Genomic DNA, 19,610 nt, shown 5'->3' with positions numbered 1-19,610 from the left:
ATGATCGAGACGACCCGCCGCAGCCTGCTGGCCGGCATGGCTGCCTTGCCTTTCCTGCCCGGCGTGGCGCTGGGCCAGGCGGTCGGGCGCATCACCCGGCTCGATCCGGGGCTCGACGCGCTGATCGATGTGGACAGTCCGATCGAGGTTGTCGCGAGCGGATTCAAATGGGCCGAGGGGCCGGTGTGGGTGAAGAAGGGCGGCTATCTGCTCTTCTCCGACGTGCCGATGAACATCGCCTATCGCTGGAAGGCGGGGGAGGGCGCGAAGCCGTTCCTCAAGCCTTCGGGGCTGGCCGGGCCGATCCCGGCGGGGGTGCGCGAGGCGGGGTCCAACGGGATGATCCTGGATGCGCGCGGCAATCTGCTGATGGCCGATTCGGGCACCCGGGCGATCGCGCGGGTCGACCTGGCGACGAAGAAGAAGACGATCGTCACGGGCGAATATGAGGGCAAGAAGTTCAACAGCTGCAACGATCTGGTGATCGGGCGGGACGGGATCATATATTTCACCGATCCGCCCTATGGCCTGAGCGAAGGCGATGAATCGCCGCTCAAGCAGCTGGCGTTCAACGGGGTCTACCGGGTGAATGCGGACGGCAGCGACGTGTCGCTGATCGACAAGAGCCTGAAGCGGCCGAACGGGATCGGCATCTCGCCGGGATTCGACCGGCTCTATGTGAGCCAGTCCGATCCCGATGCGGCGAAGATCTTCACCTGCGAGCTGGCGGCGGATGGCTCGGCGAGCACCGAGCTGGTTCCGTTCGTCGATTTCTCGGCCGAGGTGGCCAGGAAGCTGCCGGGGCTGCCCGACGGGATGAAGGTGGCGAAGAGCGGCCACCTGTTCGCCAGCGGGCCGGGCGGGATCTGGGTGATCGCACCCGACGGCAGGAAGCTGGGCGTGATCTCCACCGGCAAGGCGGCGGCGAATTGCTGCTTCGGCGAGGATGGGAAGACGCTGTTCATCACGTCGTCGGACATGGTGGTGAAGGTGCGGTTGAAGGTGGCGGGCTGGTAGCTCCGTCACCCTGAACTTGTTTCAGGGTCCAACTTTCCACGGGCGGTATCGCTGGGGGTGGGTTGGATGCTGAAACAAGTTCAGCATGACGATGTAATTTGCGCCAGCGCGCCCTAAACTCTCCCCCATGACCGACGAACAGGCGATTCCCGCGGCGACCGTGATCGTGATGCGCGAGGCCGAGCACGGGCCGCCCGAGCTGCTGATGGTCGAGCGGGCGGCGGCGATGTCGTTTGCCGGCGGGGCGCTGGTGTTTCCCGGCGGGCGGGTCGATCCGGGCGATTTCGCGCTGGCGGCGCTGCATGCGGGGGATGTCGACGAGAATGCCGCGCGGATCGGGGCGATCCGCGAGACGCTGGAGGAAGCCGGCGTCGCGGTGGGGCTGGCGCCGGCGGGCGACATGCTGGCGCTGCGCGACCGGCTCTATGCCGGCGAGGCGATGGGGGAATTGCTTGACGAGGCGGGCGCGGCGCTCGACCTCGACGCGCTGGTGCCCTTCTCGCGCTGGCTGCCGGCGGGGGTGCACCACAAGGTGTTCGACACGCGCTTCTATCTGGCGCGGGCGCCGAAGGGTGCCGAGCCTTTGGTCGACGGCAACGAGAATGTCCGGGTGTTCTGGGCGAGCGCCCGGGCGGTGCTCGACGCGGCGGACCGGGGCGAGGCGCACATCATCTTCCCGACCCGGCGCAACCTCGACCGGCTGGCGCTGTACGCGAGCTACGACGAAGCGGTGGCCGACGCGCGGGCGCATCCGATCCGCACCGTGACGCCGTGGATCGAGGAGCGGGACGGCGAGCGGCGGCTCTGCATCCCCGACGACCTCGGCTATCCGATCACTTCGCAGCGGCTGGAAGACGCGGTTCGCATTTGAGGCGGGTGCGCCGGGCGATCGGCTGGACGATCCTGGCGGCGCTGCTGCTGTTCGGGCTGTTCCTCGGCTGGGCGGTGCTGCGCGGGCGGCCGCAGGACCTGCCCTGGACGCGGCTCGACCTGAGCCAGCCGATCGGGGTGTTCACCGGGCGCAAGCTGGCGGGACTGAGCGACGATTATGCCGAATGCCGGGTGCTGCTGCGCTCGGCGGGCGTGCGCTACACCGCGCTGCCCGAAGTGAAGGGGAGCGATCCTGCCTGCGGGTATAGCGACGGCGTGCGATTGACGCCGGGCGGCTCGCGCGGGATCGCGATGAGCCCGGCCAATCTCGGCACTTCCTGCCCGGTCGCGGCGGCGCTGTCGCTGTGGGAATGGGAGATCGTCCAGCCGGCGGCGCAGAAGCATTTCGGGGTGCAGGTGGCGCAGATCGAGCATCTCGGCAGCTATTCGTGCCGGCGGATGTACGGGCGCAGCGCGGGCGACTGGAGCGAGCATGCGACGGCGGATGCGCTCGACGTGGCGGGGTTCCGGCTGGCGGACGGGACGCGGATCAGCGTGCTCAAGGACTGGGGCGAGGGCGGCGAGAAGGCGGCGTTCCTGCGCGAGGTGCGCGGCGGGGCGTGCAAGCTGTTCTCGACGGTGCTCTCGCCGGACTATAACGCGGCGCACCGCGATCACCTGCATCTCGACGAGGCCGAGCGCGGCGAGATGGGGTGGCGGGCCTGCCGCTAGGCAAGCCCGCCGGAATATCAGTTCGGCAGTGCGGCCGAGTCCACCTTCTCCACCCAGGCCGGGTAGAAGCTCGGCTGGCGGTTCGACCAGCCCGAGGCGGTTGCGGCGGCTTCGCTGATCGACTGGAGCAGCTTGCGGCGCAGGTCCGGGTGGAGGTGCGGCAGGGCGGCGGCGGCGCAGAAGGCCGAGGGCAGCCAGGGGCGCACTTCGGCGCCGATCAGCCGCTCGTAGAGGAAGCGGAAGGCCGAGAAGCTGGTGAGGCGGCCCTGGCTGAGGTCGAACGCGGCGATCGCGATCAGCGGCGACAGGAACGGCTCGATCGAATCGAGGTCGCTGTCGTCGGGGATCAGCGCGCGGACTTCCTGGAGGCGCTCATAGATATGGGCCTGGGCGCGGATGCTGGCGGCTTCGACCACGTCGCGCGACCAGCGGAGCATCGCGTCTTCCCGCTCGAGCCCGATATCGAGCGAGCGGCGGATGTAGCGCTGCGTAGCGGCGCTGAAACCCGCGAATTCCTTCATTTCGGCCAGCGTCATCGCGCCTTCTGCCGGTTTAGCTCGTGCTCCCATCGTTCAAAACTCCCACCCCAATCGTGACCCTCCAAAGCAGATCATGCGCCCATATGGTTAACGGGCCGCTTAACCTGCCGTCGTCCCCTGTTCATTATAGGAGACCAAGTGATTCCGCAGCGCAACATCGATGCGATGAACCGAAGGGGCGCTTGTGGAAAACCACGCCACCTGATGGCCTTGCGACAGGATATTGCCCATTCGGGACGTATCCGGATCGGGGTTCGTACGGAGGCCGGACGGGGCGGCCTTCGCTGCTGCGGGGGCATGGGGGGGCGCGGACAGGGGCAAAGTTCCCCCGGAATCGCCGTTCATCTGCAAGTCATCGGCTCGTCGCAACGGTTCGTCGGATCGGTGAACCGCAGGCCTATACTTACGTCCTATGATCTGGTCAGTCGCACTCAACATCTGACTGCTTCCTGACCGGGGGGTCCATGAATTTCCGTGTTCTCGCAGCGCGTTTTGCGCTGATGGCTGTTTGCACCCTGATGATGGCCGCCCCGCAGGCGGCTTCGGCCAAGGGCCGTACCTTCTGGCAGTGCGCGCCCTATGCCCGTGAGATCTCGGGCGTGAACATCCACGGCAACGCCTGGACCTGGTGGAGCCAGGCCGCCGGCCGCTACCAGCGCGGCGAAGCCCCGAAGGTCGGCGCGGTGATGTCGTTCCAGCGCACCGGCAAGATGCCGCTCGGCCATGTCGCGATGGTCTCGCAGATCGTCAGCGACCGCGAAGTCCTGCTCACCCATGCCAACTGGTCGCGCGCCGGCGGCATCGAGCGCAACGTCCGCGCCGTGGACGTGTCGGCAGCGGGCGACTGGAGCGAAGTGAAGGTGTGGTTCGCGCCGGTCGGTGGCCTCGGCACCTCGGTCTATCCGGTCAACGGCTTCATCTATTCGGGCGGCGCGCCGCGCGACTTCGACGAAGACGACTTCAAGCCCTCGCTCGACCTCGACATGAGCGACGTGATCGCCGACGCCAAGAACGAGATGCCCGACGCGGGCTGACTTGGTTGGTGAGGATCGGAATTGGAAAAGCCCGGCACTGCCGGGCTTTTTCGTTTTTACTCCCCTCCCTGGAAGGGAGGGGTCGGGGGTGGGTCGATACCCGCTATACGGTTCAGCTACGCGGTTGGCTGCAGTATCGCCACGCCTCCACCCACCCCTAACCCCTCGCTTCCAGGGAGGGGAATAGAAGGGGCTACCCCTTCGCCACGAATGCCAGCGCGACGCCGTTCATGCAGTAGCGCTTGCCGGTGGGGCGGGGGCCGTCGTCGAAGACATGGCCGAGATGCCCGCCGCAGCGGCGGCAGAGGACCTCGGTGCGGCTCATGCCGAGCGTGTTATCACCGCGGGTGACCACCGCGTTGGGCAGCGGCTGCCAGAAGCTCGGCCACCCGGTGCCGCTGTCGAACTTGGTCGTCGAGCTGAACAAGGGCAGCGCGCAGCCGGCACAGGTGAAGGTGCCGGCGCGGTGTTCCTTGTTGAGCGGGCTGGAATAGGCGTATTCGGTCGCGCCCTGGCGGAGCACGCGATAGGCGGCGGGGCTGAGCCGCTTGCGCCATTCGGCATCGCTGAGCGTGAACGGGAATTTCTGCGCGGCCTCTGCGGGCGTTCCGCCACAGGCTGCGGTCAGGGCGCCGAGGCCGGCGATCGTGAGGAAGCTGCGGCGGTTGGTTTCCATGGAAGGGATGTGGGGAGGGCGTGGGCCCGCGTCCAGCCCCATCGTCATCCCGGCGAAAGCCGGGATCTCGTGCCGTATCGCGCCTTCGCCTGAGATCCCGGCTTTCGCCGGGATGACGACAATGGCTCAATAGTGGCTCAGCTCCACCGCCATCTTCTTGTAGCCGTGGACGAAGCAGGCGGCGACGCGCTCGGGTTCGCCGGTTACGTTCACGCGCAGGCGGCGCTTGGCCATTTCCTCCATCAGCACGCCGATCTGCAACTCGGCCAGGCGGGCGCCGACGCAGCGGTGGATGCCGTGGCCGAAGGCGAGGTGGCGGCGGGCATTTTCGCGGTCGACGATGATGCTGTCGGCATCCGCGAAGACGCTCTCGTCGCGATTGGCCGAGATGTACCAGAGGCCGAGCTTGTCGCCCTCGCGGATCTTGTGGCCGTCGAGCTCGGTATCCTGAGTCGCGGTGCGGCGCATGTGCGAGAGCGGGGTCTGCCAGCGGATGATCTCCTGCGTGGCATTGCCGATCAGGCCGGGATTGGCCTCGAGCTTGGCGCGCTCCTCGGGGAACTGGTTGAGCCCCCAGGCATAGGCGCTCATCGAATTGCGCGTGGTGTCGTTGCCGCCGACGATCAGCAGGATGAGGTTTCCGAGGAACTCCATCTGGTCCATGTGATTCATCGCGTCCGAATGGATCATCATCGAGATCAGGTCGGGGGTCGGCTCCTTGCCGACCTTGCCCTGCCAGAGATTGCCGAAATAGGCGGCGCATTCGAACAGGATCTGGCGGCGCTCCTCCTTGCGGACCGGATCCTTGGCGATCTCGATATCGCCGGCCCAGTCGGACCAGTAGGTGAGCTTGCGGCGCTCTTCCCAGGGGAAGTCGAACAGCAGCGCGAGCATCTGGGTGGTCAGCTCGATCGAGACCCGGTCGACCCAGTCGAACTCCTGGCCCACCGGCAGCGAATCGAGGATCTCGGCGGTGCGCATCCGGATATTGTCGGTCATCCGCACCATCTCGCTCGGCGTGAAGGCGGGGGCGACGGTGCGGCGCTGGTCGGTGTGCTTGGGCCGGTCCATCGCGATGAACATCGGCATCTTGATGTCACCCTCCGCCATGTCGGCGATGGTGATGCCGCCGGCCTCGGACGAGAAGATGTCGGGCAGCGACTCGACCTGCACCAGCGGCTTGTAGGTGGTGATCGACCAGAAGGGGCCGAAGGCGCTCTGCTCGGTATAATGGATGCCGCCGCGGGCACGCAGCTCGCGGAAGGGCTCGTGCCAGGTGTCGTCGCGGTAGAGCTCGGGGCGGCTGACGTCGAGCGGATCGACGCTCATGCTGCCGGGTGCCGCGGTTTCCGTCGCAAGCGTAGCCATGCTGCCTCTCCTGCCTTTTCGGAGAGGGAATACCTAATTGACAGAAGTGTCAATAGTGAGAGGTGATAGGGGGTGCGACACTCCCCTCCCTGAAAGGGAGGGGCGGGGGTGGGTGCCTGGCGATACGGAAGCCTTGCGCGATGCGCTGGCCGTATCGCGGTCATCGACCCACCCCTAACCCCTCCCTTTCAGGGAGGGGGATTTGCAGCTTGCTACGCCGTCGCCTCGATCTTCGAGCGGCGCTTGGGGCTGCCCGACTTGAGCACGCCGCGGCGAAACAGGCGGGCGCCGACGGTGATGATGATCGCAACCCACAGCGCCTGCCAGGCGAGCGCGAGCAGATGCGGCCAGAGCACCGGCGAGCTGCCGGCCAGGCCGATCATCGTGAAGGGTGAGCTGAACGGGAAGATCTGCGCCACGGTCTCGACCCAGTTGCCCGGACGATTCGCGGCGGCGAGCGCCAGGCCGAACATCATCATCTGGAAGATGGTGATCGGCAGCGACAGCATCTGCAGTTCGCGCTGGGTGGAGGTGAGCGCGCCGATGCTGAGGAAGGTGGCGCCGAGCAGCATGTAGGACATGGTGAAATAGGCGATGAACAGGAACGCGTAGGTCGGCGCGCCGATCGCCGCGATCAGGCTGGGGAAGCTGCCGGCGACTTCGGGCGGGAGCAACCGGGTCGCGTTGATGAGGACAGTCGCCCAGAACAGCACGAACAGCACTGCGGCGCCGAACATGCCGATCAGCTTGCCGAAGAACACGCTTTCGAGCGGGACGGCGGCGGCGAGGATCTCGATCACCTTGTTCGAGCGCTCCTCGGCCATGGTGCCGACGGCCTGGCCCGACAGGAACAGGGTGAGGAAGAAGATCGCGAACACACCGATCGAGGCGGCCTGGCCGCGCCCGGTGGGCGAGCCCTGGCCGCGCTGGACGACCGTCTGGGTGACGGTGGCGATCGGTTCGGCCTTGCCGAGCTTCTGCGCGCGCAGGCTCTGCTCGGCGAGCTGGGTGAGGTACTGCGCCTCGGTCCAGCCACGACGGGCGTAGAGGATCTCCGGCTTGTCGAGCGGGCCGTAGAGCACGGCGGCGGCATCGAACTTGTCGCTGTCGAAATAGGCGCGGGCCTGGGCCGCCGGATCGGCGGTGGGCGCCTCGATCGTCAGCGGTGGCGGGGCGAGCTCGCTCTTCTTGGGGAAGAGGCTGCGGAGCTGCTGGTCGGTCTCGATCAGGGTTGGCGCCTGGGCGGGCGGGGCGATCACCACCATCTTCATCTGCGAATCGTCGCCGACGATCGACTGGGCGCCGATCCCGCCGACCGCGCCGAAGCCGATCATCAGCACCGGCGCGAGCAGGAAGAGCAGGAAGGTGGGAGTGAAGACGGTTGCGGTGAAATCGCGACGGGCGACGGTGAACGCCTGGCGCAGCATGCGCGCGAACTTGCTCATGCCGCTTCCTCCTCGTCCTTGAGGGCATCGGCGCCGACGATCCTGACGAACGCGTCGTGCAGGCCGGGCCGCTCGATCGCCAGGCCGGATACGCCGTAGCCGCCGTCGATCAGCTTGACGAGCAGCGCCTCGATCCCGCTTTCCGGCAGGGTGAAGCGCCAGCCATCGCCTTCGCGGAAGGCATCGGCGGGGAGCAGGCTGGCGGCGCCCTCGACATTGTGGTGCGGGGTGTAGTGCGCCTTCATCGGCAGCATCGCCCGGGCCTGGTTGACCGTGCCTTCGAAGCGGACCTTGCCGCCGGCGATGATCGAGAGATGGTCGCAGAGGCGCTCGGCATGGGCCATGACGTGCGTCGAGAACAGGATGGTCGCGCCGCGATCGCGCTCGGCGCGGATCAGCTTCTCGAGCTTTTCCTGGTTGACCGGATCGAGACCGGAAAAGGGCTCGTCGAGGACGAGCAGGTCGGGCTCGTGGACCACCGAGCCGAGCAGCTGGACGAGCTGGGCCATGCCCTTGGAGAGCTTGCGGATCTTCTCGTCCTTGGCATGGCCGAGGCCGGCATTGTCCATCAGCGTGTCGGCGCGCTTGCGCCCGGTCGCCCAGGGCAGGCCGCGCAGGGCGCCCATGAAGGCGATCGCCTCGCGGCACTTCATGTTGGGATAGAGGCCGCGCTCCTCGGGGAGATAGCCGACCAGGTCGCTGGCGTCGCGCGGATGGCTGTAGCCGAGCATCGAGCGCTGGCCCTGGTCGGGCTCGATGATACCGAGCAGCATGCGCAGCGTCGTGGTCTTGCCGGCGCCGTTCGGGCCGAGCACGCCATAGACGAGGCCCTTGGGCACGGCGATGTCGACTCCGTCGACGACGCGACGATCCCCGAAATATTTGACCAGCCCCCGGGCGCTTACGGCCAATTCGCTCGTCAAATGAGAGTCCCTCCGTTGTGGCTTTGGTGGTAGCGGGTCCGCGTGGAAACGCACAAGCCACTTGAAGCCCTAATAAAGGCCAAAGCCGAGGAAATCGGGTTCGGGGCCTGCGGGATCGCGCGCGCCGATGCCGCGCCGAAGACCGCCGAGCGGCTGCGGCAATGGCTGGAGGAGGGGCGCCACGGCTCGATGCTGTGGATGGAGGAGCGCGCGCATCACCGCGAGCGGCCGGCCGGATTGTGGCCGGAAGTGAAGTCGGTGATCTCGCTCGGCATGAGCTATGCCCCGGCGCGCGATCCGCTGGCGCTGGCCGGGCATGGCGGGATCGGGCGGATCTCCACCTATGCCCAGGGACAGGACTATCACGATGTGATGAAGCGCCGGCTCAAGGAGCTGGGGCGCTGGCTGGTCGCCGAGGCGCCGGGGGCCGAGCTCAAGGTGTTCGTCGACACCGCGCCGGTGATGGAGAAACCCCTTGCGGAAGCGGCGGGGTTGGGGTGGCAGGGGAAGCATACCAACCTGGTGAGCCGTTCGCATGGAAGCTGGCTGTTCCTGGGCGCTATCTACACCACTTTGGAGCTGGAACCCGATGGGCCGGTGCGAACCACCTGCGGCAGCTGCGATGCGTGCCAGACGGCGTGCCCGACCGATGCCTTTCCGGCGCCCTACACGCTCGATGCGCGGCGCTGCATCTCGTACCTGACGATCGAGCACAAGGGGCCGATCCCGGAGGAATTCCGCGAAGGCATCGGCAACCGAATCTATGGCTGCGACGATTGCCTGGCGGTGTGCCCGTGGAACAAGTTCGCCCATGCGGCGCAGGCCAACCTGGCCTTCACCTCGCGCGCCGAGCTGACCGCGCCGGCGCTCGCGGACCTGCTGGCGCTGGACGATGCGGGGTTCCGCGAGGTCTTCTCGGGCTCGCCGATCAAGCGGATCGGGCGCAACCGGATGATGCGCAACTGCCTGATCGCGGCGGGGAACAGCGGGGATGCCGCGCTGGTCGCGCCGGTGCGGGCGTTGCTGGGGGATGCCGACGAGACGGTGCGCGAAGCGGCGGAATGGGCCTTGGGGAAGCTCGCTCCGGAAGCTAGCGCGCCCGCGCTCCGCTGAGCGCCGAGACGCAGCTGGCTTCGTCGATCGGGCGGCCGTCGCGCTGGCGGGCATCGACATGGGTGACCACCGGCTCGCCGCGGCTCTGCGGGTAGAGATAGGTGTCGAGCACGCAGATCGGCCCGGAGAATTGCAGCTTGCGGGCGGTGCCCTCGCTGACGTCGAGCTGGGGCTTGCCGAAGCGGGCGATCAGGCGCGGGGCGGTGGCGCCCTGGATCGCCGCGAGGTTGGCCGGCATCGGCGCGGTGCTCGGCGTCGGCCGGGCGCTCGGCACCGGCACATAGCCGGCGCGCGGCGGCGGGATCACGCCGCCTTCGCCGCACGCGCCCAGCGCCAGGGTGGTGATAAGGATGAGTTTCTTCATGATGCCCGCCTCCCGCGGTGAAATGCGTGGGTGGCCATCGCGGCTCCCAGCACCGGGGCGACCAGGTTCAGGATCGGGACGAGCAGAAGTCCGGTGCCCACGGTGCCGAGCGCGAAGCGGCTCATGCTGGTTCGCCCGCGCCAGCGGCGCAGGTCGCCGCGCGGCATGTGGCGGGCGGCGACCATGTCGCCCAGGTCTCGGCCGAGCAGCCAGCTATTGACCAGGAAGAAGGCGAGCGCGGTGCCCACCCCGGTGACCAGCAGGAGCAGGTAGAGCGGCGAGAGCAGCAGGTTGATCGCGATCAGCCGCACCGCCGAGCCGAGGCCCATCGCGATCGAACGACCGAGCGGCACGTCGATCGCCTGGGCATGCGCGCCGGGATAATGCTTCTTCTCGACCGCGGCGACGACTTCGTCGGCGAAGACGCCGATCACGGCGACGGCGATCGCGCGGAACATCAGCCAGTGGAAGAAGACCACCAGCACGATCGTGCCGATATCGGCAAAGGCGTCCGATCCGCTCCAGCCGCCCATCCATCCGGCGATCCAGTCGGCCAGCGCGTGCATGCCGAACCACAGGCCGACGCTCGCCGCGGCGAACAGGACCAGGGTCAACAGCACCGATTTCACGAAGACCGCCAGTATCGGCCGGTCGAACAGCTGGCCCAAGGACAGGAAGAAGGCGTGAATCATTGCGCTATCCTTTGCCCGTCTCTACGGCGACGACGCAATCTTTTTGGAGCATTCGTTTGACCAGCCCCACCTATGACGTCGTCGCCATCGGCAACGCGATCGTCGACATCCTCGCCCAGGCCGAGGACAGCTTCATCGAGGAGATCGGCGTGGCCAAGGGCTCGATGCAGCTCATGTTCTCGCCCGAAGAAGCCGATGCGCTCTATGCCAAGATGGGCCCGGGCCGCGAGGTTTCGGGCGGCTCGGCGAGCAACACCGTGGCCGGCCTCGCCGCGCTGGGCAGCAAGACCGCCTTTATCGGTCAGGTCGCCGACGACCAGCTCGGTGAAGTCTTCGCGCACGACCTGCGCGCCGCGGGCGTGCATTTCGACACCGAAGTCCGCCCCGGCCAGCCGACCACCGCACGCTGCCTGATCTTCGTGACGCCGGACGGCCAGCGCACGATGAACACCTTCCTGGGCGCCTCGCAGTTCCTGCCGGCCTCGGCGCTGGACGAGACGCTGATCGCCAGCGGCGCGATCCTGTACCTCGAAGGCTATCTCTGGGATCCGGAAGAACCGCGCGCCGCGATGCGCAAGGCGATCGAGATCGCGCGCGCCAATGGCCGCAAGGTCGCCTTCACGCTGTCGGACGTGTTCTGCATCTCGCGCCATGGCGACGATTTCCGCAAGCTGATCGAGGACGGGATGATCGACATCCTGTTTGCCAACGAGAACGAGCTGCTGGCGCTGTGCCAGCATGAGGAGTTCGAGGCGGCGGTGCAGCACATCCACGGCAAGGTGCCGGTGCTGGTCGTCACCCGCAGCGAGAACGGCGCGATGGCGCTGGTCGGCGAGGAGCGCGTCGAGGTTCCGGCCGAGCCGATCGCCAAGCTGATCGACACTACCGGCGCCGGCGACAGCTTCGCCGCAGGCTTCCTCCACGGCCAGGCCCAGGGCCGCTCGGTGAAGGACTCGCTGCGCCTGGGCGCGCTGTGCGCCGCCGAGATCATCCAGCACTATGGCGCACGCGCCGAGGTGGACCTCAAGGCACTGGCGGCAGAGAAGCTGGGCTGAGCCTTAAAGGCCCCTATCCTTCAGGGGAGGGGCTTCAGATAGAAAAAGGGCCGGAGGATCGCTCCTCCGGCCCTTTCTCTTTGCCTGGAAACCGGCGCCCTTAGTGGGTGCCGGGGACCGGCGGGTCCAGTTCCTCATAGGCCTGATGCTCGGACACATCGACGATGCCGCGGCCAACATGGCTGCGCGAACGGCTGTAGCCGAAATAGACGAGCAGGCCGACCGCTGCCCAGATCAGGAAGAGGATGATGCTCTTGTGATCGAGGCTGATGAACAGATAGAGGCAGCCCAGGATCGCGATCGGCGCCGTGATGGACACGAACGGCGTCTTGAACGGGCGCTTGCGGGTCGGGTCGGTCTTGCGGATCACCATCACCGCGATCGACACCGCGGCGAACGCGAACAGCGTGCCCGAGTTGGAGATGTTGGCGAGCTGGCCGACCGGGAAGAAGGCCGCGAACAGCGCCACCGCGATACCCGTGATGATCGTGATCACGTGCGGGGTGTTGAACTTCGGGTGGATCTTCGAGAAGGCGGCGGGGAGCAGGCCGTCGCGGCTCATCACGAAGAAGATGCGGGTCTGGCCGAACATCATCATCAGGATGACCGAAGGCAGCGCCAGGCCGGCGGCGAGGCCGAGCAGGTTGCCGATCTGCGGCCAGCCGATTTCACGCAGGGTGAAGGCCAGGGCTTCCTTCGAGCAGACCACGTCCTTGAAGCCTTCGGCGGCGCGGCTGGCGCACTGGGCGGCCAGTTCGCGGCTGCCCGGCTCGAGCGCATGGCCCATCGCGTCGGTAACCGGCTGGGTGCTGAGGCCCGGAGCGCCGATCACGCCGGCGGCGACGAGCAGGTAGAAGATGGTGCAGATGGCGAGCGAGCCGATCAGGCCGATCGGCATGTTGCGCTGCGGGTTCTTGGTCTCTTCGGCCGCGGTCGAGACCGCGTCGAAGCCGACATAGGCGAAGAAGATCGACGCTGCCGCCATCGAGACGCCGATGACGCCGGTCGGCGCGAAGGGCGAGAACTGCGCGCTGTTCATCACCGGCACCGCCAGGATGATGAACACGGTGAGCGCGGTGATCTTGATCGCGACCAGGATGGCGTTGACCGTGGCGCTCTCCTTGGTGCCGATGACCAGCAGCCAGGTGACCAGCGCGGCGATCAGCATCGCGGGCAGGTTGATCAGGCCGCCATCGAACGGTCCCGTGACCAGCGAGGCGGGTATGTCGACATGGAAGGTATGCTCGATCAGGCCGATCACATAGCCGGACCAGCCGACCGAGACCGCGCCCGCGGCTACCGCATATTCGAGGATGAGGGCCCAGCCGACCATCCAGGCGATCAGCTCGCCCATCACGGCATAGCTATAGGTGTAGGCGGAACCCGAGACCGGGACCATCGACGCCATCTCGGCGTAGCAAAGGGCTGCGAAGGCGCAGACCACGCCGGCGATGATGAAGCTAACCATCATGCCAGGGCCGGCCTTTTGCGCGGCTTCGGCGGTGAGAACGAAAATGCCGGTGCCGATCACCGCGCCGATGCCGAGCATGGTGAGCTGAAAAGCTCCCAGCGAACGGTGGAGCGATTTTTTCTCGGCGGTGGCGAGGATGGCATCGAGTGGCTTTACGCGCCCGAAGATCATTGGATGGTCCCCTCTACGGCGGGCTGATCCCGCCGCCCCGTTTGGATGAAAGCGCGGAGCCTAGCCGCAAAACCGGGGGAGGCAATGCTTTAGTAGACCAAAGCCCAGCTTTCGCGCACGAAAGCGGCGAGTGGTGGGGCTAGAAAGCGATTATCGTTTCCCGCAGAGGCGCACGGATGCGCGCGTCGAAGCAGGACTCGTAGAGGGCGCCGAGCGATTGCCTTGCGTGCAGGGTGACACAGACCTGAGCCAGCTCGCGTCGAACCACCGGATAATGGCTTTCCCTCCACCGGGCCTCGAAACGCGGATCCGGCTTGCCGCTGGAAGGCGTGCCGAAGGGCGCTCCGCCCAGGCTCCCCGCGCGCCGGTAGGTAAGATCGACGAAAGGCTGATCCTGCTTCGACACGAGCAGGAAGCGGATCTCCGGCCAGGTGAACGCGGCCGCGCCGCCGGCAATGACGAGCAGCACGGCGACCACGGCGAGAACCCGTATCGCCGTGCGTCGCATCTCAGCGCGCCAGCATCGGGCCGAGCGGCTTGCCGGCGAAGATGTGCACATGGAGGTGCGGCACCTCCTGATGGGCGTCGAGCCCGGTATTGGCGAGCAGCCGGTAGCCCGGCGCGACGAAGCCGGCGTCGCGCGTGACCTGGCCCACCGCGCGGACAAAGCCGGCGATCTCCGCCTCGCTCGCCCGGGCCGAGAAATCGTCCCACGAGACGTACGGGCCCTTGGGGATCACCAGGATATGGTGCGGCGCCTGCGGATTGATGTCGTGGAAGGCGAGGGCGAACTCGTTCTCGAAGACCTTCTTCGACGGGATCTCGCCGCGCAGGATCTTCGCGAAGATGTTCTGGTCGTCATAGGGCTGGGTGGCGTCGATGGGCATGCGCGGCTCCTTTTCCCTATCCAAATAGCAAACCGTCATGCCGGCGGAAGCCGGGAAGATGGTCGGTTGGGACTCGATCTTCTCATCGTCATCCTCGCGAAGGCGGAGATCCATTGCCGCTGCGGAGAATGGGACTCATCACGGTCAGCCAGAATGGATCCCCGCCTTCGCGGGGATGACGGCGGTATTCCAGGGCTTGCCTGTATTCTCACCTTAGATGGTGCGGCTCGCCTTTTCCTCGATACCCGACACGCCTTCGCGGCGGGCGAGCTCGGCGCGGACGTCGTCCAGGCCGAGGCCGGCATCGGCGAGCAGCACGATCAGGTGGAAGACGAGGTCGGCGGCTTCCTTGGTCAGCTCCTCGCGATCATCCTGGATCGCGGCGATCACCGTCTCGGTAGCTTCCTCGCCCAGCTTCTGCGCGATCTTGGCGCGGCCGCGATGGGTGAGCTTCGCCACATAGGAAGTCGAGGGATCGGCGCCGCGGCGGGCGCGGATCGTCTGTTCCAGCGTATCGAGCATATCGGCCATGGTTTCCGGCTGCGGGAGGCAGGCGCTGCTGTCAATCCTGAGACGTCAATCCTGCGCCGTCAGTCTTTGGGCGATGTCTTGCGGAAGCGGGCGCGCAGCTGGCGGCGGACGAACCAGATGCCGCCGGCGGCGCAGGCGGCGAGCGCCAGGTCCGAAAGCTCGGGCATCGAGCGCGTGCCGGCGCGGCCGGTGTGCGGCGGCTCGTCGGCGGCGAACGCCGGGATCGCGGCGAGCAGGGCCAGGGGCAGGAGAGCGATGCGCATGCGGCGATACTGGCAGAAAAGTCCCGACAGAATGTTAATCAGGGCGCGGGGTTCACCGCGTCCATGATCGTGATCCGCTTGCCCGGTTCGGCGCCGACGCCGGACTGGGTGACGAGGATAGTGGCGCCTGGGACGAGCTCGGCCTTCACCGCCTCGTAGAAGGCGCGGGGCATGCGCACGCGGTTGCGGGTCGCTTCGTCGAGAGTGCGGCCGGCATCCTCGCTGTGGCCGGGCAGGCCGACATAGACCCAATAATCCGCGCCGTCTGGCCCATGGGTGAGGGTGATGACGTGCGAGCCGGGATCGCTGTCGTCGATATGGGCGGCGCTGCGGCCGATCTCGACACCGCCGCGCAGCACGACGATGCGCTGGTCGCTCTTCGAGACGATGATGGTGAGCGGGCCGGCGGGCGACCGCTCGGGCTGCCAGCGATATTGCTGGCTGTCGGAGAGCGGCTGGCCGGCAAGGGGCTTGCCCTTCGCGTCGAGCGGGGCGAGCAGGCTGGCCTCGGTGGTTTCGATATGGTCTGCGGCATTGCCTTCGACCACCACGGTCACGCCCAGGCTGGTCTCGGCGAACAGCGCCCTGGCGAAGTCATAGGGCAGGTGCACGCAGCCATGGCTCTCGGGATAGCCGGGCAATCCCCCGGCGTGCAGCGCGATGCCGTCCCAGGTCAGGCGCTGGGTGAAGGGCATGGGGGCGTTGTTGTACTTGCTCGAGCGGTGCTTCGCGTCCTTCTGGAGCACGGTGAACACGCCGGTGGGCGTGTCGTGTCCCGCCTTGCCCGAGGAGACGGTGCTCACCGCGATGCGGACGCCGTTGCGGTAAACGGTAGCGCGCTGGGCGGAGAGATCGACATAGACGAGGATCGGTCCGGCCGGCGCGACTTCGGGCGCCCAGACCCATTCGCCGGGCTTGAGCTGCGCGACGTCGCGGGCGAACTCGACGGGGGAGCTGGCCTTGGCCCCCTGGGCGAGCGCGGGGCTGGCCCAGAGCAGGGGCAACGCGGCGGTGAAGGCCAGTGCCCGCATCAGCGCACGCTCACGGTGAGCGTGTATTTCGCGGTCTCGTTCCGGCGGGCGGCGGCGAAGAACAGAAGCTTGAACATGCGGCATCTCCTCGCATGCCCGGGGTGGGCGATGCGAGTTTAGCCGAGATTGCTAACAAATTAAGACCGGACGGGGATGCCCGCCGCGGCCAGCGCGGCATGCGCGTCGGCGATGCTCGCCTCGCCGAAATGGAAGATCGAGGCGGCGAGCACGGCGCTGGCATGGCCCTGGGTGATGCCGTCGACCAGGTGCTGGAGGTTGCCGACGCCTCCGCTTGCGACCACGGGCACGGTCACCTGGTCGGCGATCGTGCGGATCAGCTCGAGGTCGTAGCCGTCCTTGGTGCCGTCGCGGTCCATCGAGGTAATCAGCAGCTCGCCGGCGCCGAGATGGGCGAGGGCGAGGGCGTGGGTGACCGCGTCGATGCCGGTCGGCTTGCGGCCGCCATGCGTGAAGACTTCCCAGCCATTCGCGGTGCGGCGCGCATCGACCGAGGCGACGACGCACTGGCTGCCCATCTTCTCGGCGATCTCCGCCACCACTTCGGGGCGCGAGACGGCGGCGGAGTTGACCGCGACCTTGTCGGCGCCGGCGAGGAGCAGCGCGCGGGCATCCTCGACACTGCGCACGCCGCCGCCGACGGTGAGCGGCATGAAGCAGACCTCGGCGGTGCGGCGGACCACGTCGAGGATCGTGCCGCGGGCCTCGTGGGATGCGGTGATGTCGAGGAAGCAGAGCTCGTCGGCCCCGGCCGCGTCATAGGCGCGGGCCTGTTCCACCGGATCGCCGGCATCGACCAGGTCGACGAAGTTGACGCCCTTGACCACGCGGCCATTGGCGACGTCGAGACAGGGAATGACGCGGGCGCGGACGGTCATGCCTTGCCCACCTCGATCGCCCATTTCAGGTCGAGCCGGCCGTCATAGAGCGCGCGACCGGTGATCACGCCCTCGACGCCGTCCGCGACGTGGGGGCGGAGCGCGTGGATGTCGGCGATGTCGGTGACGCCGCCGCTGGCGATCACGGGGATCGCGACGGCGCGGGCGAGCGCCACGGTCGCCTCTACATTGCAGCCCTTGAGCAGGCCGTCGCGGCCGACATCGGTGAAGAGGAGCGCGGCGACGCCGGCATCCTCGAAGCGGCGGGCGAGATCGACCACCGAGACATCCGACACATCGGCCCAGCCATGGGTGGCGACCATGCCGTCGCGCGCGTCGACGGCGACGACGATGCGGCCGGGATTGTCGCGGGCGGCTGCCTTGACCAGTTCGGGATTCTCCAGCGCCGCGGTGCCGATCACCACGCGCTTCACGCCGAGATCGAGCCAGCGGTCGATCGACTCGCGGTTGCGGATGCCGCCGCCGAGCTGGATATGGCCGCCAAAGCCGCTCTCGAGGATCGAGGCGACGGCAGCGCCGTTGACCGATTCGCCGGCAAAGGCGCCGTCCAGGTCCACCACATGCAGCCATTCGGCGCCGGCCTCGGCGAAGAGCTCGGCCTGGGCGGCGGGATTGTCGCCATAGACGGTGGCGCGATCCATATCGCCTTCGGCCAGGCGGACGACCTGGCCGCCCTTGAGGTCGATCGCGGGGAAGATGATCAGGCCGGTTTCTACGGACGCCACTGGAGGAACCTTTCGACCAGCGCGATGCCGTAGCGCTGGCTCTTTTCGGGGTGGAACTGGACGCCGATCATGTTGTCGCGGCCGATCGCCGCGGTGACCGGGCCGCCATGATCGGTGGTGGCGATCACGTCCTCGCCGGTGAAGGCGAAGCTGTGGAGGAAATAGGCCTCCCCCGGCTCGATCAGCGGGTGCGGGGAGGCGGGGATCACGTCGTTCCAGCCCATGTGCGGGACATGGACGCCGGGGGCGGGAGCGATGGCGCGGACCGTGCCGGGGATCCAGCCGAGGCCGGGATGGGTGCCCATCTCCTCGCCGGCATCGCCCATCAGCTGCATGCCGACGCAAACGCCGAGGAAGGGGGCGCCCTGGGCGCGGACCCGGGTGTTCAGCGCTTCGACCATGCCGGGGATGTTGCGCAGCCCGGCCGCGCATGCCCCGAAGGCGCCGACACCGGGCAGCACGACGCGGTCGGCGTTCAGCACGGCCTCGGGGTCGGCGGTGACGGCGATATCGGTCGCGCCGGCGGCCTTCAGCGCGTTGTGGACGGAATAGAGATTGCCCGCGCCGTAGTCGATCAGCGCGACGGCACTCACAGTACGCCCTTGGTCGAAGGGACCACGCCTGCCTTGCGCGGATCGATCTCGACCGCTTCGCGCAACGCCCGGGCGAGGCCCTTGAATGCGGCTTCGGCGATATGGTGGTTGTTGGTGCCGTACAGCGTCTCGACGTGCAGCGTCAGGCCGGCGGTCTGGGCGAAGCTGTGGAACCAGTGCTCGAACATCTCGGTGTCCATCTCGCCGAGTCGCTTTTGCGAGAATTCGGTCTTCCAGACGAGATAGGGGCGGCCGGAAATGTCGATGGCGACGCGGGTGAGCGTCTCGTCCATCGCGGACAGCGCATCGGCGTAGCGGCGGATGCCCTTCTTGTCGCCGAGCGCCTTGAGGATCGCTTCGCCGATCGCGAGGCCGGTATCCTCCACCGTGTGGTGCTGGTCGATATGGAGGTCGCCCACCGTCTTCACGTCGAGATCGATCAGCGAATGGCGGCTGAGCTGCTCGAGCATGTGATCGAAGAAGCCGATTCCCGTGGAGATGGAATAGGCTCCCGTCCCGTCCAGGTTGACGGTGACGTCGACGGCGGTCTCGCTCGTCTTGCGGCTTACGGTGGCGGTGCGCATCGCGACCCCCATAACGAAGCTTGCCGCGCATGCAATCTTGACCGTGCGGCGGCAGGCGCTACCCAAGGGGCATGACCGGCAACGTGCCCGATAGCCTGATTCCCTATGATGAGATCGTGCAGGAGGCCCTGCGCGCAGTCGTCGGCCGCGTGCTCGGCTCGGTTGCCGATTCGGGCGGCAACCTGCCCGGCGGGCATCATTTCTACATCACCTTCAAGACGCATGCGCCGGGTGTCGACATCCCGCAGCGGCTGATCGATCGGTTCCCGGACGAGATGACCATCGTCCTGCAGCACCGATTCTGGGACCTGAAGGTGGACGACAACAAGTTCTCGGTGGGGCTGAGCTTCAATCAGATCCCGGCGATGCTCAACATCCCCTTCTCGGCGATCACCGGCTTCCACGATCCGGCGGTGAACTTCGAGCTGCGCTTCCAGGCGGCCGAAAATGGCGACGAGCCCGATCCGCAGCATGAGGAAGCGGAGAATGACGGCCCGGCGGCAAAGCCGGTTGAGGACGGCTCGAACGTCGTCTCGGTGGACTTCAAGCGGAAGAAGTAGGGCGCGCGTCGGCGCGTCGTTTCCCTGACAATGGTGTTCCCCGGGGCAA

General features: G+C 67.3%; 24 protein-coding genes. 7 read left to right on the top strand and 17 right to left on the bottom strand.

The annotated features are described in order from the left end of the window. The 3 genes from AAHM44_RS20505 (at nucleotide 1) to AAHM44_RS20495 (ending at nucleotide 2,619) form a co-directional block, all read left to right on the top strand. On the top strand, nucleotides 1-1,017 hold the full coding sequence (locus tag AAHM44_RS20505) for an SMP-30/gluconolactonase/LRE family protein (protein ID WP_342251135.1): 1,017 nt from the start codon (nucleotides 1-3) through the stop codon (nucleotides 1,015-1,017). 127 nt (nucleotides 1,018-1,144) lie between these two features. Continuing rightward, the gene (locus tag AAHM44_RS20500; protein WP_342251134.1) at nucleotides 1,145-1,888 is read left to right on the top strand and encodes an NUDIX hydrolase; all 744 of its coding nucleotides are present in this window, start codon (nucleotides 1,145-1,147) and stop codon (nucleotides 1,886-1,888) included. Beyond that, on the top strand, nucleotides 1,885-2,619 hold the full coding sequence (locus AAHM44_RS20495) for an extensin-like domain-containing protein (protein ID WP_446746011.1): 735 nt from the start codon (nucleotides 1,885-1,887) through the stop codon (nucleotides 2,617-2,619). Before AAHM44_RS20500 ends, AAHM44_RS20495 begins: the two co-directional genes overlap by 4 nt. Before the next feature lie 17 nt (nucleotides 2,620-2,636). On the opposite strand, the gene AAHM44_RS20490 is transcribed toward AAHM44_RS20495, so the two are convergent. Further along, a complete protein-coding gene (locus AAHM44_RS20490) occupies nucleotides 2,637-3,188 on the bottom strand; it encodes a hypothetical protein (protein WP_269574295.1) in 552 nt (183 codons plus the stop codon). A gap of 434 nt (nucleotides 3,189-3,622) precedes the next feature. On the opposite strand from AAHM44_RS20490, the gene AAHM44_RS20485 reads away from it, so the two are divergent. Next, the gene (locus AAHM44_RS20485) at nucleotides 3,623-4,192 is read left to right on the top strand and encodes a CHAP domain-containing protein (RefSeq protein WP_269574296.1); all 570 of its coding nucleotides are present in this window, start codon (nucleotides 3,623-3,625) and stop codon (nucleotides 4,190-4,192) included. Between the two features lie 193 nt (nucleotides 4,193-4,385). On the opposite strand, the gene msrB is transcribed toward AAHM44_RS20485, so the two are convergent. The 4 genes from msrB to AAHM44_RS20465 all read right to left on the bottom strand — a co-directional run bounded on the left by msrB (nucleotide 4,386) and on the right by AAHM44_RS20465 (nucleotide 8,604). Continuing rightward, nucleotides 4,386-4,868, bottom strand: coding sequence for a peptide-methionine (R)-S-oxide reductase MsrB (gene msrB / locus AAHM44_RS20480; RefSeq protein WP_269574297.1), 483 nt, complete (start codon nucleotides 4,866-4,868; stop codon nucleotides 4,386-4,388). A gap of 126 nt (nucleotides 4,869-4,994) precedes the next feature. Then, nucleotides 4,995-6,236, bottom strand: coding sequence for a cytochrome P450 (locus tag AAHM44_RS20475; protein ID WP_269574298.1), 1,242 nt, complete (start codon nucleotides 6,234-6,236; stop codon nucleotides 4,995-4,997). Nucleotides 6,237-6,448: 212 nt separating this feature from the next. Further along, the gene (locus AAHM44_RS20470) at nucleotides 6,449-7,681 is read right to left on the bottom strand and encodes an ABC transporter permease (protein ID WP_269574299.1); all 1,233 of its coding nucleotides are present in this window, start codon (nucleotides 7,679-7,681) and stop codon (nucleotides 6,449-6,451) included. Next, nucleotides 7,678-8,604, bottom strand: coding sequence for an ABC transporter ATP-binding protein (locus tag AAHM44_RS20465; protein ID WP_269574300.1), 927 nt, complete (start codon nucleotides 8,602-8,604; stop codon nucleotides 7,678-7,680). The genes AAHM44_RS20470 and AAHM44_RS20465 overlap by 4 nt, the downstream gene beginning before the upstream one ends. Nucleotides 8,605-8,646: 42 nt before the next feature. Between AAHM44_RS20465 and queG the strand changes: the two genes are divergently transcribed. Then, complete coding sequence (queG, locus tag AAHM44_RS20460; RefSeq protein WP_342251132.1) at nucleotides 8,647-9,717, top strand: tRNA epoxyqueuosine(34) reductase QueG; 1,071 nt, start codon at nucleotides 8,647-8,649, stop codon at nucleotides 9,715-9,717. Here queG and AAHM44_RS20455 read toward each other — a convergent pair. Further along, the gene (locus tag AAHM44_RS20455) at nucleotides 9,695-10,081 is read right to left on the bottom strand and encodes a hypothetical protein (RefSeq protein WP_342251131.1); all 387 of its coding nucleotides are present in this window, start codon (nucleotides 10,079-10,081) and stop codon (nucleotides 9,695-9,697) included. The genes queG and AAHM44_RS20455 overlap by 23 nt on opposite strands. Then, nucleotides 10,078-10,773 carry an EI24 domain-containing protein gene (locus tag AAHM44_RS20450; protein WP_342251130.1) on the bottom strand — a complete coding sequence of 232 codons (696 nt, stop codon included), beginning with the start codon at nucleotides 10,771-10,773 and terminating at the stop codon, nucleotides 10,078-10,080. The genes AAHM44_RS20455 and AAHM44_RS20450 overlap by 4 nt, the downstream gene beginning before the upstream one ends. A gap of 56 nt (nucleotides 10,774-10,829) precedes the next feature. Between AAHM44_RS20450 and AAHM44_RS20445 the strand changes: the two genes are divergently transcribed. Beyond that, nucleotides 10,830-11,828, top strand: coding sequence for an adenosine kinase (locus AAHM44_RS20445; RefSeq protein WP_342251129.1), 999 nt, complete (start codon nucleotides 10,830-10,832; stop codon nucleotides 11,826-11,828). Nucleotides 11,829-11,928: 100 nt separating this feature from the next. On the opposite strand, the gene AAHM44_RS20440 is transcribed toward AAHM44_RS20445, so the two are convergent. From AAHM44_RS20440 to hisB, 10 genes are all read right to left on the bottom strand, one after another. After that, on the bottom strand, nucleotides 11,929-13,470 hold the full coding sequence (locus AAHM44_RS20440; protein WP_342251128.1) for an amino acid permease: 1,542 nt from the start codon (nucleotides 13,468-13,470) through the stop codon (nucleotides 11,929-11,931). Between the two features lie 139 nt (nucleotides 13,471-13,609). Beyond that, nucleotides 13,610-13,978, bottom strand: a complete 369-nt coding sequence (locus AAHM44_RS20435) for a hypothetical protein (protein WP_269574306.1) — start codon at nucleotides 13,976-13,978, stop codon at nucleotides 13,610-13,612. 1 nt (nucleotide 13,979) lies between these two features. Further along, nucleotides 13,980-14,357, bottom strand: a complete 378-nt coding sequence (locus AAHM44_RS20430) for a histidine triad nucleotide-binding protein (protein WP_269574307.1) — start codon at nucleotides 14,355-14,357, stop codon at nucleotides 13,980-13,982. A gap of 213 nt (nucleotides 14,358-14,570) precedes the next feature. Continuing rightward, a complete protein-coding gene (locus AAHM44_RS20425; RefSeq protein ID WP_269574308.1) occupies nucleotides 14,571-14,888 on the bottom strand; it encodes a phosphoribosyl-ATP diphosphatase in 318 nt (105 codons plus the stop codon). A 59-nt stretch (nucleotides 14,889-14,947) separates the two neighbouring features. Further along, a complete protein-coding gene (locus AAHM44_RS20420) occupies nucleotides 14,948-15,151 on the bottom strand; it encodes a hypothetical protein (RefSeq protein WP_269574309.1) in 204 nt (67 codons plus the stop codon). A gap of 38 nt (nucleotides 15,152-15,189) precedes the next feature. After that, entirely contained in the window at nucleotides 15,190-16,266 is a 1,077-nt protein-coding gene (locus AAHM44_RS20415; RefSeq protein ID WP_342251127.1) for a L,D-transpeptidase, read from the bottom strand. 53 nt (nucleotides 16,267-16,319) lie between these two features. After that, entirely contained in the window at nucleotides 16,320-17,078 is a 759-nt protein-coding gene (gene hisF, locus AAHM44_RS20410) for an imidazole glycerol phosphate synthase subunit HisF (protein ID WP_269574311.1), read from the bottom strand. Continuing rightward, nucleotides 17,075-17,803: a 1-(5-phosphoribosyl)-5-[(5-phosphoribosylamino)methylideneamino]imidazole-4-carboxamide isomerase gene (gene hisA, locus AAHM44_RS20405; RefSeq protein WP_342251141.1), complete on the bottom strand. Its 729-nt coding sequence runs from the start codon at nucleotides 17,801-17,803 to the stop codon at nucleotides 17,075-17,077. Before hisA ends, hisF begins: the two co-directional genes overlap by 4 nt. Before the next feature lie 8 nt (nucleotides 17,804-17,811). After that, nucleotides 17,812-18,417, bottom strand: coding sequence for an imidazole glycerol phosphate synthase subunit HisH (hisH, locus tag AAHM44_RS20400; protein WP_342251126.1), 606 nt, complete (start codon nucleotides 18,415-18,417; stop codon nucleotides 17,812-17,814). Continuing rightward, the gene (gene hisB, locus AAHM44_RS20395) at nucleotides 18,414-19,001 is read right to left on the bottom strand and encodes an imidazoleglycerol-phosphate dehydratase HisB (RefSeq protein ID WP_342251125.1); all 588 of its coding nucleotides are present in this window, start codon (nucleotides 18,999-19,001) and stop codon (nucleotides 18,414-18,416) included. Before hisB ends, hisH begins: the two co-directional genes overlap by 4 nt. A 71-nt stretch (nucleotides 19,002-19,072) precedes the next feature. Here hisB and AAHM44_RS20390 point away from each other — a divergent pair, with 71 nt between their 5' ends. Then, complete coding sequence (locus AAHM44_RS20390) at nucleotides 19,073-19,561, top strand: SspB family protein (RefSeq protein ID WP_269574313.1); 489 nt, start codon at nucleotides 19,073-19,075, stop codon at nucleotides 19,559-19,561. Nucleotides 19,562-19,610: the final 49 nt, after the last annotated feature.

It is taken from the genome of Sphingomonas sp. OTU376 (assembly GCF_038440415.1).
In the GTDB taxonomy this organism is placed as follows: Bacteria; Pseudomonadota; Alphaproteobacteria; order Sphingomonadales; family Sphingomonadaceae; genus Sphingomonas; species Sphingomonas kyeonggiensis_A.
Note: the sequence above shows the minus strand (reverse complement) of the source record. Positions and strands in the feature narration are given on the sequence as shown.